Origin of the sequence: Rhodococcus sp. BS-15 (genome assembly GCF_000813105.1) — a bacterium.
Classification (GTDB): domain Bacteria; phylum Actinomycetota; class Actinomycetes; order Mycobacteriales; family Mycobacteriaceae; genus Rhodococcoides.
The window spans coordinates 1-14,701 of sequence record NZ_BAOX01000105.1 but is presented as its reverse complement, the minus strand read 5'-3'; the positions used below and the strand labels follow the sequence as shown (position 1 = coordinate 14,701).

The following is a 14,701-nucleotide window of genomic DNA, read 5'->3' as shown; positions in this document are numbered from 1 at the left end:
CCGGAGACCTCGGCAAGCGGGTCCGTGTAGGAAGCGTCTTCGCTCCAGCTGCTGGACATCAGCGTCAGTCGCGTGCCGGGGTCGGCGGCGTTCCAGACGTCCAGATAGTTGTCAACGACGGCGGTGAAGTCAACGGCTGGCGTGGACGTCGAGTCGGTTGTGGTCATCGTGGTTTCCCTTCGGAGTGAACGAACACCGAAATAATGACCTCGCCCAAGCGGACCTGGCGATGACGCGGAAGGTTATGGAGGCCGGACCCGCATGACCTCCCGGTTCATTGCGTCGGACGGCGCACGAGGCAATCGGCCTCTCTGTACCGACAAGCCGCAATCGAGCCGGCGCGGGTCATGACCAACATGCGTGGGTCGACATGGAGACCAGGGCCGCAAGTCCCGCCTGCTCCTGCCTCACCAACTCTCTACCCTGCCAGTCGAAACACGTCGCAACCCGAGAACACCCGCATCTCGGTCCTCGCGACCCGGATAGTGGCCACAGTGACGGACGGCCACCGCGAAGCACGATACGTCCGCACATGCCCCGCAAGGCGTCTCGCAAGGGCACCGTGTCAATGGTACGTCGCTTCCCAGCCCGGCCAGACCGCGGCCCACGACGTTCTGGACCGTCGTGGACGCGCCCAGGTTCGCGCGTCGGACCGACACCCACTTGCTGCGTAGCCGCACTTGCTGAGCCGGAATTCCGCACTATATCCAGAATGCGTTGCACAAGAATAGTTTTCACCCTGCCGGCAACCCTGCATATCAAGACTTGCCTTATTGCGCCTGGCTCGGTGACGTTCGGTGCCCCAAGTCAGTCAAGGGATCTTGACGGTGCACCTGACATGGGGCGTTTATCGGTAGATCGATCGGTTGATTTCAAGGCAGGCGCACAGAGAGACTGGCGACTCCGCGCTCTCCGGTCCCGTGTACACGACCGGTTGGCCGTGCAGCCGGTCCACCAGTGAGCACTATGGCTACGCCGTGCGGCGTACCCACTCATGATGGTCGCCGCGACGCATTGCGTGGTCTCCGCTGTACTGATAGTTGCGCTCCTGCTGATCAACCCATCGCCCGGTACAGCTGTGTTGATTCCCTCCGGTGCGGTGGCGCTCGGCCGTCATTCTTATGGTGAGTGGCTCAAGGCTGATCGAGAGGCGAAAGAACGCCTCCCAACCACCTAGATGCGCGCAATGAGCCGAATCGTTCGCTCATCTCGACTCACGATTGGGTGTCACCTCACGCGTATTCGGCGGTGTGATCTGCCGCAGCATGGGCAGGAGTACAAGCAGTGCTGTTCCGGTCAGGGCTGCAGCGACCCCCACAGCGGCGAGGTTGCCCGAACCTGACAGTGCTGCCGCCCCGAGGGCAGGTCCTGCAGCAGCACCGATGTTCAGAGCGACTGTCGCGTAGGAACCGCCCATCGTCGGCGCGGAGGACGCCACATATAGCACCCGCGCGATCAACGTGCTTCCCACCGCGAAAGCAAGAATGCCTTGGGTGAACACGAGGATCAGTAGCAGCGCAGGGTGTGCAGCGAGCACTGCGAGAGCAACCCAACCCAAGAATAGAGCGGGTGCGAAGACCCCTAGGAGCAATCGGGGGCGGGTGTCGGAAATACGTCCCGCCGCAACGACTCCGAGGAAGGAACCTGTGCCGAACAGCACCAGCGCCGCAGGCACCCACGCCGCGCTCAGGCCGGCGGTCTCGGTGACGACGGGTGCGAGGTAGGTGAATGCGGCGAAGGTTCCGCCGTTGACGAGCGCTCCGAGCAGCATCACGACAAGCAGGCGAGGCGCTCGAAGCTGAGCCAGCTCGGTCATCAGAGAATGGTCACGGTCAGTCCCGTCCGACACGGTTAGCTGGTTGCCATGAATGCCGATGGCGATCCCCACTGCTGCCGGTATACACAGCAGTGCCACTGCCCAGAAAGTGGCCCGCCAACCAGTGCAGTGCCGACCAGTGCTCCCGCAGGGACACCGGCGACGGTCGCAATCGTCGTGCCGGACAGCAGCACTGCCAACGCGCGGCCCTTCTGATCCGGTGTAACCAGACGGGTCGCGGTGCTCAGCGCAACCGCCAAGAACCCGGCGTTCGCGACGGCAGCGACAACACGAGTAGCGAACAGCACGGAGAAGGCGGGCGTGAGCGCCGCAACGATGTGGCACACCGCGAAGATCACCACGCATCCTACGAGCGTGGCGCGCGCGGGCCACCGGCGCGCGAACGCAGCCATGACGGGCGCACCGAGAACCATCCCGACCGCGAAAGCCGAGGTGAGTAGCCGGCGGAACCGACCGATACGGCGAGGCTGTCGGCGATCGCTGGGACCAGGCCCGCGAGCATGAATTCCGACGTGCCCATGACGAAAACAGCAAGAGCAAGCAGGTAGAGAGCGAAAGGCATCGAGTAACTCCGAGGTGAGAACGGACAGAGGGCGTCTCGTCACCAGGCCAACCCGAGAGTCGCTCGATCACCCACCACACGTAGGCGTCGGAGGGGAGGCTAGAACCTCAGAGTTTCAGGGGGCTGACGGCGTGACCGTTAGCCCCCGCTCTGTCCGATTCGGGACTCGTCATGACCACCACACTACAGACTCTTAACGTCGCCGAGTCGAGTGGCGGCCGAGACGAGGAGCAACCCCAATCGGTGTGCAATCACGGGCAGTCACTGAAGGTCCTCGATCATCTCTCGATGAGAGGCGCAGTGCCGCAGTAATGTACCGCACTTTACTGGTGACGCCCAGTTTTTCTGACGCCCAGTTTTCCGACCGGTGACATAGAACCCGCATCGTCCAGTGCCTTTTACCTCGGCGTGCGCCTGCGGGGGTTCCTCGGTTTGTGGCAACGATCCGGTCCACTCGATCGCCGACAGACAATGCGTCGGCCACACACCTCCTGCTTAACAAGGCAATCGGAAGCGCCGACTGGTTACGGCGTCAGCGAATCATCGAAAGATGTTGCCACACAGAACATACAGAGGTTTACTGGTAACCCTGCATTTCAAGACTGGTCGTATTGATGAGACCTGCAATTCCAAAAGGTGAGGAGCGGCAGGTGTTTTTTGCTTGAGTTCGAACATCGTTGGTTGGCACAGAACTTCGTCGAGGAGTCCAGACGACTGGGTGAGCTGGAGAAGACGAAAAACCAGCACTACGTACCGCAGCTGTATCTACGCCGGTGGGCGGTCGATGGCCTCGTGCAAATGACCGTCGTGGACCGGCGGCAACCACCTCTGGTGCCGCAGCCTTCCAAGGAGATCGGGAAGCGGAGAAACCTCTACAGCTTGCCACCAGACGACAGCACGATGGGCCCGCCGTTGCGATGGATCGAGAAACACCTGTCTCGAATCGAGGGGGAGTCGGAACGGCACCTGGCGGAGCTTGAGCGACACGGTCTCGGTGTTGTGACCGACGTCAATCTCAAGCGAGATCTGTCGGTGTTCCTCGGCATTCAGATGACGCGCACTCCGAGCAACCGTGAGCGCGCTCTCGTTCTTGTCGAAGCTCTGGATCGAGCGAAGAGGCCGTTCTACCCCGGCATGTCGGACACGGAGTTTCAGGCGATGATCGACCGGACCGAGAAAGACCCTAAGCGCGAAGCGCTCAATCTGATGCTTCTCGATGTGCGCAACGTCGTTGCAGGCTCGCTGTTTCGGCGTGAATGGGCCGTTGTTGAGACCAATGGGCCACTGCTCACTTGCGATGACCCTGTGGTGCTCGTCGGTGGTGGCAACTTTCCTCGCGGCTTTGGTGGTGTCACTTTTAGCTCCGTGGTGATGTATCCGCTCAACCCGACGCGGCTGTTGGTGATGTTCATGCTGCCTGGGCGGGGTTCACGCGGTGGGTACGTCCTCGACGAACGCGAGACGTACTCAGTGAACTTGGAGATTGCTGCCGCTTCACATGCCGTGGTGTTCGAGCGCCCCGGTGACGAACTTGCTGAGCAGTTCCAGGTGCCGCCCCGCGCTCCGGTTGGTTACGACGCCGGCTTGTTGTCCCAACTCGACGATCATGCTGCGATGGTGATGATGCTGCGGGGTGCTAGTCCGCAGAGTAGGTGGGCAGGTCTACATGATCCCCCGGAGTGGGCCGTACCGCGGTGGCACTCCTGACCTTTCGGCACACCTGCCCCTCCGCGACCGTGTCCTAGGAGATCGCCCATCAGCAAATGCCGGAAATAGCTGGTACGCACGCTGCCGCACCCTGCCTAGAACAGCGCCGCCCGGACCACTACCACCGTCAACACGCTGACCCCGGAAGGTAACAGGATCATCATCGAGAGGATGACCACGAGGCGGACGGTATCCGAGGTGGACCGCATGGCCTTCCGCACCGTCTTCCACGCATGCTTCGACCAGAGGTAGCGCCGTGGCGGCCGATCAGTGATACTCATGATTTCTCCTTGGGCGCAGCCGCTTTGGCCTTTTTGCGTTCGGCCGCCAGACGCTTACGGTTGGCGGTCTTGCGACGGGCTTTCCGTTCCTCGGTGTTGAACGGACCCTTGAGTCCGTAGTAGTAGTGGTCGGTGACCCCGTACTTCGCGGCCGCATCGGGTACTCGTTCGATCCGGGGGTCGAGCAGTTCGCAGTCGATGAGCTCTTGGATTCCCTTAGTCACCGTTTTGCCCGAGATCCCGTACCACTCCGACATCCGTTCTCGAAGGAGTTCGACGTCGGGCTTCTTGATGGTTTCCTTCAGCACGATCAGCAGGACCGCGAGGGCGGCGGGGCTGAGGGTGGCGAAGTATTGCCTGGTCCAGAACTCATCGGGAAGTGTGAAGTACCGGTTGAACCAGTCCCGTTCCCCGGCCGGGAACTGGTAGTCCTGCAGGCCGTCTTCGCGCCGAGGCTTGACCCGCGTCAGTCGACCCTCACGCTCTGATTGGATGAGTCCGTATTGCTTGAGGACCCCCCACGTGCGGGAAAGCGTGGAGGCGGACCACGTGAGGGCGTTGGCGGTTCCTGGTCCTTCTGCGGTCAGCGCCCGAATCCACACCTCGGAGTCGAGAGGAGTCTTGCGATCGTGCAACCACGGCCACCACGCCAGAACAAGCAAATAGAGCACCAGTGCGCGGTGATGACGGTCTCGGGTCAGACGGCCAACAGTGCTCTCGCGGGGCTTGTCCGGGTCCGGTTGTTGGACGAGGATGGACCGGTTGACCGAGTACCCGCGACGTGTCCACGAGAGCATCGTTTCGCGCGTCTGGGTCGCCGACATCGTGGAGATCTCGACGGCGACATCGGGGTCAACATCCGGTGTATCAGGTTGCGTACTCATGCAGGTAATGGTGCCACCAACGCGGCAACGGTCATTTCAAAAGTACGAGGCCCCGATTGCCGTGCGGTTCCATCAGTAACGGGCATGCGATACGTGATGCGATATCTCTGCGACTCCGATGCGACACATCTGCGAACCGCCGCACCCCGATTTCTTCTTTCGGGGGGTTGATTGTGGCGGTCGGTGGTCTCTGCAGCAATCTCAGATTTCTAGTGCTTCTTCGCTGCCGGCGCGCGCCAGAACCGCCTTGCCTGGCCTGAGTGCGTATTCTGCAGAAATCGCCCGATTGGGAAAAGCCATGGCGGGGGTTGCTGTGGGGTGCGCGCAACGCGGATCCGTCCTGAAAATGTCCTCCGTCGTGGTTCGTCCGCAGCCCCACGTGGTCCTGGTCGGTCGCGTAGTTGCGGCGTGACGAACAGATCGAATTCAGGAGGCGTTTCCGCAGCCCTGACGAGCCCGTCACCTGCCGATTGGACCCAGTGGGAGGGAAGGGGGGCGGCGCGATGACTTCAGTGCCGCAATAGGCGACCTGTCCGCCATGGACGGGCGCAGCGGCCTCCTCGCAACAACAGTGCTACTACCGCGAGGGTTACCACCTCCAAACATCAGACATGACAGTGCTCGCTAGGCGGCCGGGTTGGTGCCGACGGGATCGAATGCGTTGATGGCCGTCGGCCTCGCTGGCCAACCGTAAATTGTTGTGAGACAGACGAATCAAACATCAACTTACATACTCTAAATTATTGGAGTGCTGGATTTGTTGGGGGAGCCAGTTAAGCGACGTCGGTGACCCGTTCAACGCTGCTGTCGCCTGCCCGGATCTAGGTAAAGCGTCAAGTTACACCTGGCGGCCAACGTTGCGGCGGTTGATCTCACTGCTAAGAATTCGGCCGAGTTCGCCGTAAAGACCGTCCTCGCCTCCGGCTGCAACGAGATCCCATAGTGTGGTCACACTCCTGGTGATCGCCGCGTTCCGAGTCACTCTGGCAGCACTCCACTTCTGGTTGTCGGACGGCGCCTGTCCGGCCTGTATCTGTTGTTCAGCAACGTCGCGATACACGGAGGCCGCGTCTTCGATAGCGCGCCAGGCGGTCTCGGGATTCGTAGCGCGGGTTTGGGTGGTTGCGAGGGCGTCGAGGTAGGAGTAGCGACCTTCCCAGGCGAAGCTGTCCGCACAGTTGATTATCGCGGGTAAGACGAGATCCGAGCGCGTCGCCATTACGAGCGCTTTGACGTGGGGGCGGTCCGCCGCGCGACGGTCGATGTCGGCCAGCAGGCGATGGTGCATTTCCTCCACCCGGTGGCCGTGTGACTTGCTGTTACCCCAGTGGCCCGTGTCATCGATCGCAATCACTCCCAACGTGAGCTTGTGTAAACGCTCGAGGCCCGCAGACAGGAGCACCATGATGGGGTCACGGGTGTTTTCGGTCAGGGCATCGGTCGACAGCAGGCGCAGTGCGCAAGCGAGGGTATTCCGGGTGGCGTTCGTTTCGTATATGAACGCTCGTGCTTGTTGAGGATCCAGACCAGGTAACTGCATAGACGCAAGCTAGTCACCGGCTCAGCTAGCCGTAGCCTCCGCACAGTCGGGCGACTGGTTGAGGCTCGCTGTGCATCCAAGCCGTTCGCCGATCGGTGTCTGCCAGGCTGCGCCGGGACGTTGCTGCTTCCCAGGTCTCGACGTTGGCCGTAGCGTCGTCGCGGTGAGCTCACAGCACCCACCCGGATCCGCGCACGAGCCCAGTGCCGAGATCGCCGGCCCACAGTCCATCGTCGACCACCTGCGGGGAGGCGCGCCGGACCTACACGCCTTCGATTGGGTCGACGACAGTGACGCCAACGGCTACATGTTCTCCGCGTACTGCCTGACCCTGATGCCGCAACTCACCATCGCCGAGCTCGTCGAGCTGCTACCCGTCTCACCCACGATCGTGGGCGAGTGCGACTACCCGACCCTCGAAGACCGCGGTCTGGACATCTTCAACGCCTCCGGCGGCGTTGGTCTCCTCGCGGTTGAGAACGGTGTGGTCATGTTCGAACCCAACGGCTACGTCGGCGTCAGCCTCCGGTCATGGGGCCGGTCTCGGCCGGCCGGACAGCAGTGAGCCACTACCGGGGTGGCCATGGCGTCACGAACTTTCACTGGTACGTCAATGGCGAGGTCGCAACGGACTTCGAACCGTTCCAGCCGAGCGGCCGCGGTGGTACCCATCCCGACGTGCTGGTTCCTCTGATGCAGTCCATCGGCGGCTTCGCCCTCAACCCCGACGACTGGGCCTATGGAGACGACAGCTGGCTCGACCTCCCACACGATCAAGCAGCGTTCGCCCTCGCTGAAGCCCTCACCGGAATCCCGATCACACTCGACTTGCTGCGCCAGTCCACTTATCTCAGCATCCACGTCCCGATTCCCGAAGCGTAATGAACCCGGACTCGCCAGGACTCACTCCGCCGCTCTAAACCGTTGTCTAGCAGCCGCTTCCGGCTTCCACTGGTAACCCTGCATATCGAAACTCGTCGTATTGCCCCGTGCCCCTGCGTGTGAGAGACCGTAGACCGTCAGGTTTGGACGGTCAGTCCGCTGTTACTGTCCTGTGAGCCCGTTGCCAAGTGAGGGCGAGGACGATACGCGGTGCGGTTAGGGCGAGGCGTAGGCGGGCGAGGATCGAGGTGCGGTCGCGGACGTCGAGGTGGGCGTGCATCGTATGGTGGGTGACCAGTCCATCTCGGAACGTCCATATTTCGTCACCGGCTTGGTTGAGTTCGTTGTGAAAGCCCCCGGTCCAGGTGAGCGCGATCGTGGTGGCATCCGCGCACTGCACAGTCTTCGTTACGCGTAGGTGTTGCGTTCGCCAGCGGGTAGCGAGTTCGGTTGCTGCGGCGTTAATGGCGGTTCGACCTACTAAGTGTTGTCGGGCTCCGTCGATGACCCATTCGGCGGTGGCGTCTGGGGCGTACAGGGCTGTCCATTCGTGAATCGCTGCGGTGTTTGTGATGCGTTCGGCGTTGGCGGCGAACGCATGTCCATCGAGAGGTTGCGGTCCGGTGTTGGTCATCGGTGTTCCTTCGTTCGGTGGGGTTCAGCTGCTGCGGGTCGCGACGCTGGTGGTCATCACCGGCTGTTTTGATCGGTGGGGTGGTTGTCGACTGCCATCTTTAGAGCAGCCTGCAGGGGGAGGGGGGTGATGTGCGCGAACGGCTTTGTGCGCGTGGAGTCGACGACGTAGTCGAATCGGTTGATGCTGGCGAGATGTCGGCTGAAGTGAAACGAGTCATCGGTGAAGCGCGAGGCGAGGAACGCGTCGAGTGTGGGTGTACTCCACGGGACTCGAACGATCGGTCTGTGCACGTTCAGGGCGTCCATGATCACGTGCACGAGCTGCTCATGTGTGGGTTCGCCCGACGCTGGGATGTCGACGGTGCGGCCGATCTGTTCGGTGGTGGTGCCGGCGTGGACCAAACATGCGGTGGTGGTGGCGCTGTCGACGACAGCCATGCGATGTCTACGCCACGGGCCCATCGGGATCAGGGGAGCGCGCCGGATGAGTTGCAGATAGGGCCGCAGTCCTCGTGACTGATCGCCGAGGACCATTCCGGCGCGAACGACGATCATCCCGAGCACAGTGAGGAGTTCCTGCTCGACGGCGAGGCGGTTGCGTTGGTAACGCGGTGCAGGAGCACCGTTGGGGGCGGGGAGGGTGCTGAAGAAAACGCCGCGAGGCAATGCCGCCGAGTTCGCGGCGTGCGCGAAGTGGCGGGCTGCGGTGAGATCCCGATCGTCCTGGTCGGTCGAATCCAAAGAATGCACGAAGTAGTAGGCGACATCGATACTCGTGAGCGCCTCCGACAGTCCGACTCCGGTGGCGACGTCTCCGACAACGACGTGGTCCAATCCGGCGGGAGCGCGGGCGGGGTCGCGGACGAACCCACGCACCCAATGTCCCTGCTCTCGTAGGTGAGCCGCGATACGGCTGCCGTTGTATCCGCTGGCACCGACAACGAGAACTCTCACGATGCGCTCCCACGCGCTGACCGAGCGACCGCGTACGGCGATGTGTGCCCGTATCGCCAAGGACGGGACCCGCCCGATCGCCACCACGACGGCCACACCGACGGGTGTCGAAGCAGCGTCAACACCAGCGGTAGCGGGTCGAAGAAAGCATGACGTTCCACGGCTCTTCCGTCGCGTAAAACCAGCCGGTCCACGCACGGCCACTCGATGCGTTGCCCACCCCAGGTCGCATGCAATCGCAGCTCGATGAACACCACCTCGGCGTCCCCGTGCCAGCGGACGACCTCGGCCCGCAGGTCCGGGATCCAACCCCATAAACTGTCGAACTCGCATTGAGCAGAACGGATTCCGTCCAAGCGCCTGCTGAGTGGCTGAATGAGGACGACATCGTCACGCAAGATTTCGGTCAGCCTCGCGGACGACGGAGCAGCCCAGAAGTCGATGAAAGTGTCGACGAAGTTCCGCGCTTCGGTAGTTGCCATCAGATGTCCTTTCGACAGGGGATCCGTGGACGACTGTTACATAAGATTTAGAAGTGCACAATACCAAATTCGTTCTTACCGCTTCGGTTATGTACGCTGGATGTATGACGCGGCGCAGCTATCAACAGTTCTGCGGGTTGGCCGGTGCGCTGGATGCCGTCGGAGAGCGATGGACTCTGCTGATCGTCCGGGACCTGATGGCGGGGCCGAAGCGCTACACCGACCTGGCGGCATCGCTGCACGGCATCGGTACGAGCCTGCTCGCGGAGCGCGTCAAACAACTCGAAGCAGACGGGGTGATCACGCGGCGGGATCTTCCACCTCCGGCCGCGTCGACGGTCTACGAACTCACTGCAGTGGGGTGGGAACTCGCCGATGCCCTGGTGCCGCTGGCAATCTGGGGAGCCCGCCACCAGCTCGAATCGGAACGAACCCCGGACCGACGCTTTCAGCCGGAGTGGAGTCTGACCGTGTTCGCCAGGCTCATCGCAACCAGTGAGCCGCAAGGGCGTGGGGTGTACGACTTCACGATCGACGGGGAAAGTGTCCACATCACCCACGTCGGCACATCGACCACAGTGACCCGAGGCCTCGCGCCCGGTGGTGCCGACGCCGCGGTCATCGGCGATTCGGGAACCGTCGCTGGTGTGGTCGCGGGCCGCCTTGCTACAGCTGACGCATTGGCCACCGGCAGTCTCGCAATCGATGGAACCGACACTGCGTTGCACACTCTCGTCGCAGCACTACCTCCCGCGGCTGATCGCCTCAACTGACCGATAGCCGTCACCTGGTTAACTGTGACGATTCGTGCTGTTCGGAGACGTCGTCCTTGACGACTACAGGCGAAAAGCATTGCAACAGAACAATATGCAGAGGTTTGCTGGTATCCCTGCATATCAGAACTGGTCGTATTGCTCCGCATCCCGCAAGCCGATGCGTGAAGCTGACGCTAGGGTCGTCTCCGTGGCCGGAGATACTGAACCTGTTCTGCAAACCTCGGGAATCGTCGAGGTCGATCACGATCAATTCGTTGTCGCGAACGACGACACGGACACTCTCGATGTGCAGGCGAAGGGCACGTTGATCGAAGTTGGTCCGGGATTTCTGGCTACGTACACGGGCGTGTCCTACGGTCCTGCTCACGTAACTGTGCAGGTGCGGCAGGCAGAGCCCGCCGCCGAGTACGACGAGTGGGAGGTGGTCGAAGAATCGGTCATCGCCGCGTCGGCCGCGATCGAAGTGCGTTCACTGGATGGGCGTCCTTCGGAAGGCTTGGGGCAGATCCCCGCTGGGGCCTACCGTGTTCGCGCCCATGCACGTGGCCGCGACACGTCGACCTCGCAGGAGGTGACTGAGCCGGTCGAGGATTACCTGTTCCAATTCTGGCCCACACGCCGCGATGACCTCGCCGAGCCACCTGTGGTGACAACGCTGAAGAAGACGGACAGGGCGTGGTCCGACGAACCGTCGAATGACACGGAACTGTGGCCGGACAGGACGATGATCTACGTCCGCGACGAGAACGGTGTCACTCGAAAGGTCGACCCCGAGTCAGATCTCGGCCGCGCTGTTAGGGCGCTGAAGCTGGCTTATGGTGGTCGGCCGCTCGAGGGCAAGCTCACCGGCCAAACGTATGCGAAGGCGCTGGCCTTCCTCGACCGACCTCTGGTCGACTGGCTCGCACAGCAGGACGACGAGACGCTGGACGAGTTCAAGACATTCTGTATCAGAACATGTTTCGCGGTCAGCGGGCTCGACAACTACCCTTGGGTCAACGAGTGGGCAAATCGTGCGATTGCGCAGCGCCGCCTCGACGAGGACTATTTCGATCTGGCCGAACGTGTGAAGTGGGATCCGGCCATCCCGAAACGGATCGTTCCCGGCGTACCGTCCAGGCTTGAGTCGCTACAGCAATACGAGGCCGTGAAGACCCTGGCCGGATTCTACGAGCCGGTCGCCTATGACTTGTTGCATCGCGCCCTGGAGACCTACATGTGGGGCCTGGACACATTCGGTATGGACGGATACGAAGGATTCATCGCGACATTGAGGGAACGCTTCGTAATTTCGGATGAATGACGCCTCCAGGATGACTCGAAGCCTTGCTCCGCCCCGTTACTCGGCAGCTTCGGACGGCCCTGCTTGTGCGGTTGGCAGCGGCCTGCTGAGGAATTGCTTTGCCGGTAGTCAGCAGTGCCGCGGTTGGAAACCCTAGAGCCATTCAAGCGGCCAGGGTTTGAGATTAGGGTGAGACCCATCCGCGCGGGGGTGATGGTCAGGCGTCGCGGGTGGCTGCGCGGAATGCGCGGGTGGCGAGGGTGTGGAACGAGTCGGCAAGTTCTGGTGGCTCGATCACGGTGATGTCGGTGTCCAGGAGGAGTAGCCACCGGGCGATCGCGTCGTGAGTGTCGGCTCCGACGTAGAGCAGGCTGGTTGAGCTGGTCTCGGGGGTGACCGTGCCCCAGGCGGGTGCTATCCAGTGCTGAACTGCCTCGGCGGGTGCGTGGGCGCGGACGGTGGCGCGCACTTGTTGCCACCCGGCGGCCAGCTGCTCGGTGACCCATTGGTCCATGTCCGGATCCGGGAGCGGGCGTGGTGTCGAGCCGGTCCCGTTCGTGCGGAGGGTCGCGATGCGGTCGATGCGGAAGGTTCGCCAATCGGCTCGGTCGAGGTCGTAGCCGACGAGGTACCAGCGACGGGTGGCGTGCACGATCCGGTCGGGCTCGACGCGTCGGACGGTGGTGGTCCCGTGGTAGTCGGTGTAGTCGATCTCGATGCGTACCCGCCGGGTGCAGGCGTTGGCGAGTTCGCCCAGGATGGCGACGGGAACCGGGTGTGCGTCGGTCCTGAGGACACGGTCGACCACTAGTGTGTGGGTGGCGGCCGCGACGGCCTGGGTGAGCCAGCGGATGCGGGCGGGCACCGAAGCGTGGATCTTGGTCAGGCTGCTGCGTCGCAGGTCGTCCTCATTGTCATCGTCGTTGTCCTGCAAGGCAAGTGAAGTGGCGATGGCCTCGTCGAGGGTGAGGAAGATCGGCGGGAGCACGGCGCCGGGCTCGAGTCGGTAGCCGCCGTCGGGGCCGCGAAGGGTGTCGACGGGGGTAGCCGAGGTCGCGGAGGCGGGCGATGTCGCGACGCACTGTGCGTGTCGTGACTCCCATGTCGGCCGCGAGCCGCTCGGCGGTGCGGGGCTGGTGGCCTTGGAGGCGGCTGAGAAGCTCCATGGTGCGCGAGGCTGTGTCGGACATGTGACCCATCTTGGCTCCCGGAGAGGACAGTCCGTGTCCTCTTGTGTTCCTACGGTCGAGTTGAGCTTCCGACCTGGGAGCTCGTCGCCGAGACCCGAGGAGTCCGCCATGACCGTCGCCAACCCAACCGAGGTCGTCCTGCGTGCGCATCGCACTGATGTCAGCCAGCCGCCGTCCTCATTGCTGGAGGTGCGCCCCGCGCGTGTGCGAGAGCTGGGTGAGGGTGAGGTGTTGGTGGAGAACCTGTTTCAGCAGATCGTCGCCGTCAACGCCGACCTCATGTTTGCCGATCCCGGTCTTCCGCTACCGGCTTTCGGTATCGACCAGCCGCTCTACGGCTCAGCCGTCGGCCGGGTCGTGGAGTCGCGAGCCGACCTCGTTGCTGTGGGTGCGCTGGTCTATCACAGCCAGGGGTGGAGGGACCTCACGGTCATCAAGGCCGGTGATGTTTTCGCGATCCCGGAAGGGGCCTTCCCCGGACCGGAGTACCTGCTCAACCAGGGAGTGACGTCCTTTCACGGCATGGTCGACATAGCTGCGGTCGGTGAGGGCGACATCGTCGTCGTCAGCGGTGCAGCCGGGGGAGTGGGGTCTGTCGCTGGACAGATCGCAAAAGCTCGCGGTGCCGCGACGGTCATCGGGGTGGCCGGCGGACCCGACAAGTGCCGCTACGTCGTCGAGGAGCTCGGCTTCGATGCGGCCGTCGACTACAAGAACGAGGACCTCCACGCTCGACTGGGGGAGCTAGCTCCCGAGGGGATCTCGGTCTTCTTCGACACGATCGGCGGGACCCAGTTCGAGACTGCCGTGCAGCACGCGGCCTTTGGGGCACGGTTCGCGCTCTGCGGCGCTATCGCCGGGCAGGTGGGCGGCGGCGATGGTGGCCACCCGCGGCTCGACATCATGACCGCAATCGTCCGCGAGATCCAGATCCGGCCTTTCACCACGATGCACACGCCCGAGCAGGTCCAAGCCTGGTTCAGCCACTACATCCCGTGGCTCGCCGATGGGACGCTCACTTTCCCCCATACCCAGCTCGAGGGGACCCTCGATCGCACCGTCTCGGCGCTCGATGAGCTGTTGGCCGGCGCGCACCGCGGCAACCTGATCGTGAAGCTGGGTCGCTGAAGTGCCGCGCCGTCACGCCACGCTTGTCGCTTGCTGCGTTGCCCAGCTCATGGTCACGCTTGACAGCTCGATTCTGTCGGTGGCCCTGCCGGACCTGAAAGCCGATCTCGGGTTCTCCGACGTCACGTTGCCGTGGGTGGTCAACGCGTTTGCGATCCCGATTGCCGGACTCCTGTTGCTCTGCGGACGACTCTCGGACCGCCACGGTTCGCGGGAAGTTCTCGTTGCGGGGGTGGGGGTTTTCACGGTCGCGAGCCTTGCGGCGGGCGTAGCGCCGACAAGCGAACTGCTGATCGTCGGTCGTGCGGCCCAAGGTGTCGGGGCAGCGCTGATGAGTACGTCATGTCTGGCGCTGTTGTCGCGTACCTTCGACCCCGGTCCGGAACGGGCGAAGGCGTTCGGCTGGTGGGCGGCCGCAGCGGGCAGCGGCGGGGCTATCGGGGTCCTCGGGGGCGGGATCATCGTCGACCTGACCGATTGGCGTTGGACGTTGCTGATCAACGTGCCCGTCGGCGTCGCACTTATCTTGCTGGTTTTGACTATCGGTTCGGTCCGACCGA

General features: G+C 62.9%; 16 protein-coding genes and 1 pseudogene. 8 read left to right on the top strand and 9 right to left on the bottom strand.

The annotated features are described in order from the left end of the window. Window positions 1-1,204: 1,204 nt before the first annotated feature. Window positions 1,205-2,399: pseudogene (locus RHBS_RS13845) on the bottom strand (Cmx/CmrA family chloramphenicol efflux MFS transporter). 171 nt (window positions 2,400-2,570) lie between these two features. On the opposite strand from RHBS_RS13845, the gene RHBS_RS29015 reads away from it, so the two are divergent. Together RHBS_RS29015 and RHBS_RS13840 are read left to right on the top strand one after the other, a co-directional pair. Next, window positions 2,571-2,711, top strand: a complete 141-nt coding sequence (locus tag RHBS_RS29015) for a hypothetical protein (RefSeq protein ID WP_187298489.1) — start codon at window positions 2,571-2,573, stop codon at window positions 2,709-2,711. 369 nt (window positions 2,712-3,080) lie between these two features. Next, entirely contained in the window at window positions 3,081-4,106 is a 1,026-nt protein-coding gene (locus tag RHBS_RS13840; protein WP_187298488.1) for a DUF4238 domain-containing protein, read from the top strand. 95 nt (window positions 4,107-4,201) lie between these two features. Here RHBS_RS13840 and RHBS_RS13835 read toward each other — a convergent pair whose 3' ends face one another. The 3 genes from RHBS_RS13835 to RHBS_RS13825 all read right to left on the bottom strand — a co-directional run bounded on the left by RHBS_RS13835 (window position 4,202) and on the right by RHBS_RS13825 (window position 6,811). Then, window positions 4,202-4,387 (bottom strand): hypothetical protein, encoded by a 186-nt coding sequence (locus RHBS_RS13835; RefSeq protein WP_128645833.1) that lies wholly within the window; start codon window positions 4,385-4,387, stop codon window positions 4,202-4,204. After that, window positions 4,384-5,271 carry a helix-turn-helix domain-containing protein gene (locus RHBS_RS13830; RefSeq protein WP_128645832.1) on the bottom strand — a complete coding sequence of 296 codons (888 nt, stop codon included), beginning with the start codon at window positions 5,269-5,271 and terminating at the stop codon, window positions 4,384-4,386. Before RHBS_RS13830 ends, RHBS_RS13835 begins: the two co-directional genes overlap by 4 nt. 838 nt (window positions 5,272-6,109) lie before the next feature. Continuing rightward, window positions 6,110-6,811 carry a hypothetical protein gene (locus tag RHBS_RS13825; RefSeq protein WP_128645831.1) on the bottom strand — a complete coding sequence of 234 codons (702 nt, stop codon included), beginning with the start codon at window positions 6,809-6,811 and terminating at the stop codon, window positions 6,110-6,112. A 163-nt stretch (window positions 6,812-6,974) separates the two neighbouring features. Here RHBS_RS13825 and RHBS_RS13820 point away from each other — a divergent pair, with 163 nt between their 5' ends. Continuing rightward, window positions 6,975-7,376, top strand: coding sequence for a DUF6461 domain-containing protein (locus RHBS_RS13820; RefSeq protein ID WP_128645830.1), 402 nt, complete (start codon window positions 6,975-6,977; stop codon window positions 7,374-7,376). Continuing rightward, complete coding sequence (locus RHBS_RS13815; protein WP_128645829.1) at window positions 7,373-7,693, top strand: DUF6461 domain-containing protein; 321 nt, start codon at window positions 7,373-7,375, stop codon at window positions 7,691-7,693. Before RHBS_RS13820 ends, RHBS_RS13815 begins: the two co-directional genes overlap by 4 nt. Before the next feature lie 151 nt (window positions 7,694-7,844). Here RHBS_RS13815 and RHBS_RS13810 read toward each other — a convergent pair whose 3' ends face one another. The 3 genes from RHBS_RS13810 to RHBS_RS13800 are packed head-to-tail and all read right to left on the bottom strand — an operon-like array spanning window position 7,845 to window position 9,765. Then, window positions 7,845-8,327: a nuclear transport factor 2 family protein gene (locus RHBS_RS13810; protein WP_128645828.1), complete on the bottom strand. Its 483-nt coding sequence runs from the start codon at window positions 8,325-8,327 to the stop codon at window positions 7,845-7,847. 56 nt (window positions 8,328-8,383) lie between these two features. Further along, a complete protein-coding gene (locus RHBS_RS13805; RefSeq protein ID WP_187298487.1) occupies window positions 8,384-9,283 on the bottom strand; it encodes an SDR family oxidoreductase in 900 nt (299 codons plus the stop codon). Then, window positions 9,280-9,765, bottom strand: a complete 486-nt coding sequence (locus tag RHBS_RS13800; RefSeq protein WP_128645826.1) for a nuclear transport factor 2 family protein — start codon at window positions 9,763-9,765, stop codon at window positions 9,280-9,282. Before RHBS_RS13800 ends, RHBS_RS13805 begins: the two co-directional genes overlap by 4 nt. Before the next feature lie 104 nt (window positions 9,766-9,869). Here RHBS_RS13800 and RHBS_RS13795 point away from each other — a divergent pair, with 104 nt between their 5' ends. Both RHBS_RS13795 and RHBS_RS13790 read left to right on the top strand, forming a co-directional pair. Next, window positions 9,870-10,538: a helix-turn-helix domain-containing protein gene (locus RHBS_RS13795; RefSeq protein ID WP_128645825.1), complete on the top strand. Its 669-nt coding sequence runs from the start codon at window positions 9,870-9,872 to the stop codon at window positions 10,536-10,538. A 34-nt stretch (window positions 10,539-10,572) separates the two neighbouring features. Then, window positions 10,573-11,844: a hypothetical protein gene (locus RHBS_RS13790; protein WP_128645824.1), complete on the top strand. Its 1,272-nt coding sequence runs from the start codon at window positions 10,573-10,575 to the stop codon at window positions 11,842-11,844. A 196-nt stretch (window positions 11,845-12,040) separates the two neighbouring features. Here the strand turns inward: RHBS_RS13790 and RHBS_RS13785 are convergent, their stop codons facing one another. Both RHBS_RS13785 and RHBS_RS32265 read right to left on the bottom strand, forming a co-directional pair. Beyond that, window positions 12,041-12,811: a YafY family protein gene (locus RHBS_RS13785; protein WP_128645823.1), complete on the bottom strand. Its 771-nt coding sequence runs from the start codon at window positions 12,809-12,811 to the stop codon at window positions 12,041-12,043. After that, a complete protein-coding gene (locus tag RHBS_RS32265) occupies window positions 12,738-12,989 on the bottom strand; it encodes an HTH domain-containing protein (protein ID WP_374700599.1) in 252 nt (83 codons plus the stop codon). Before RHBS_RS32265 ends, RHBS_RS13785 begins: the two co-directional genes overlap by 74 nt. Before the next feature lie 132 nt (window positions 12,990-13,121). Between RHBS_RS32265 and RHBS_RS13775 the strand changes: the two genes are divergently transcribed. Together RHBS_RS13775 and RHBS_RS13770 are read left to right on the top strand one after the other, a co-directional pair. Further along, window positions 13,122-14,141: an NADP-dependent oxidoreductase gene (locus RHBS_RS13775; protein WP_116918058.1), complete on the top strand. Its 1,020-nt coding sequence runs from the start codon at window positions 13,122-13,124 to the stop codon at window positions 14,139-14,141. Between the two features lie 49 nt (window positions 14,142-14,190). Further along, window positions 14,191-14,701 (top strand): MFS transporter (locus tag RHBS_RS13770; RefSeq protein ID WP_128645821.1); only part of this gene is annotated, 511 nt, incomplete at its 3' end.

Coding starts and splice junctions, on each gene's coding strand:
- RHBS_RS29015 (WP_187298489.1), top strand. CDS start 2,571: ATGACCACCACACTACAGACTCTTAACGTCGCCGAGTCGAGTGGCGGC.
- RHBS_RS13835 (WP_128645833.1), bottom strand. CDS start 4,387: ATGAGTATCACTGATCGGCCGCCACGGCGCTACCTCTGGTCGAAGCAT.
- RHBS_RS13830 (WP_128645832.1), bottom strand. CDS start 5,271: ATGAGTACGCAACCTGATACACCGGATGTTGACCCCGATGTCGCCGTC.
- RHBS_RS13825 (WP_128645831.1), bottom strand. CDS start 6,811: ATGCAGTTACCTGGTCTGGATCCTCAACAAGCACGAGCGTTCATATAC.
- RHBS_RS13810 (WP_128645828.1), bottom strand. CDS start 8,327: ATGACCAACACCGGACCGCAACCTCTCGATGGACATGCGTTCGCCGCC.
- RHBS_RS13800 (WP_128645826.1), bottom strand. CDS start 9,765: ATGGCAACTACCGAAGCGCGGAACTTCGTCGACACTTTCATCGACTTC.
- RHBS_RS13795 (WP_128645825.1), top strand. CDS start 9,870: ATGACGCGGCGCAGCTATCAACAGTTCTGCGGGTTGGCCGGTGCGCTG.
- RHBS_RS32265 (WP_374700599.1), bottom strand. CDS start 12,989: ATGGAGCTTCTCAGCCGCCTCCAAGGCCACCAGCCCCGCACCGCCGAG.
- RHBS_RS13775 (WP_116918058.1), top strand. CDS start 13,122: ATGACCGTCGCCAACCCAACCGAGGTCGTCCTGCGTGCGCATCGCACT.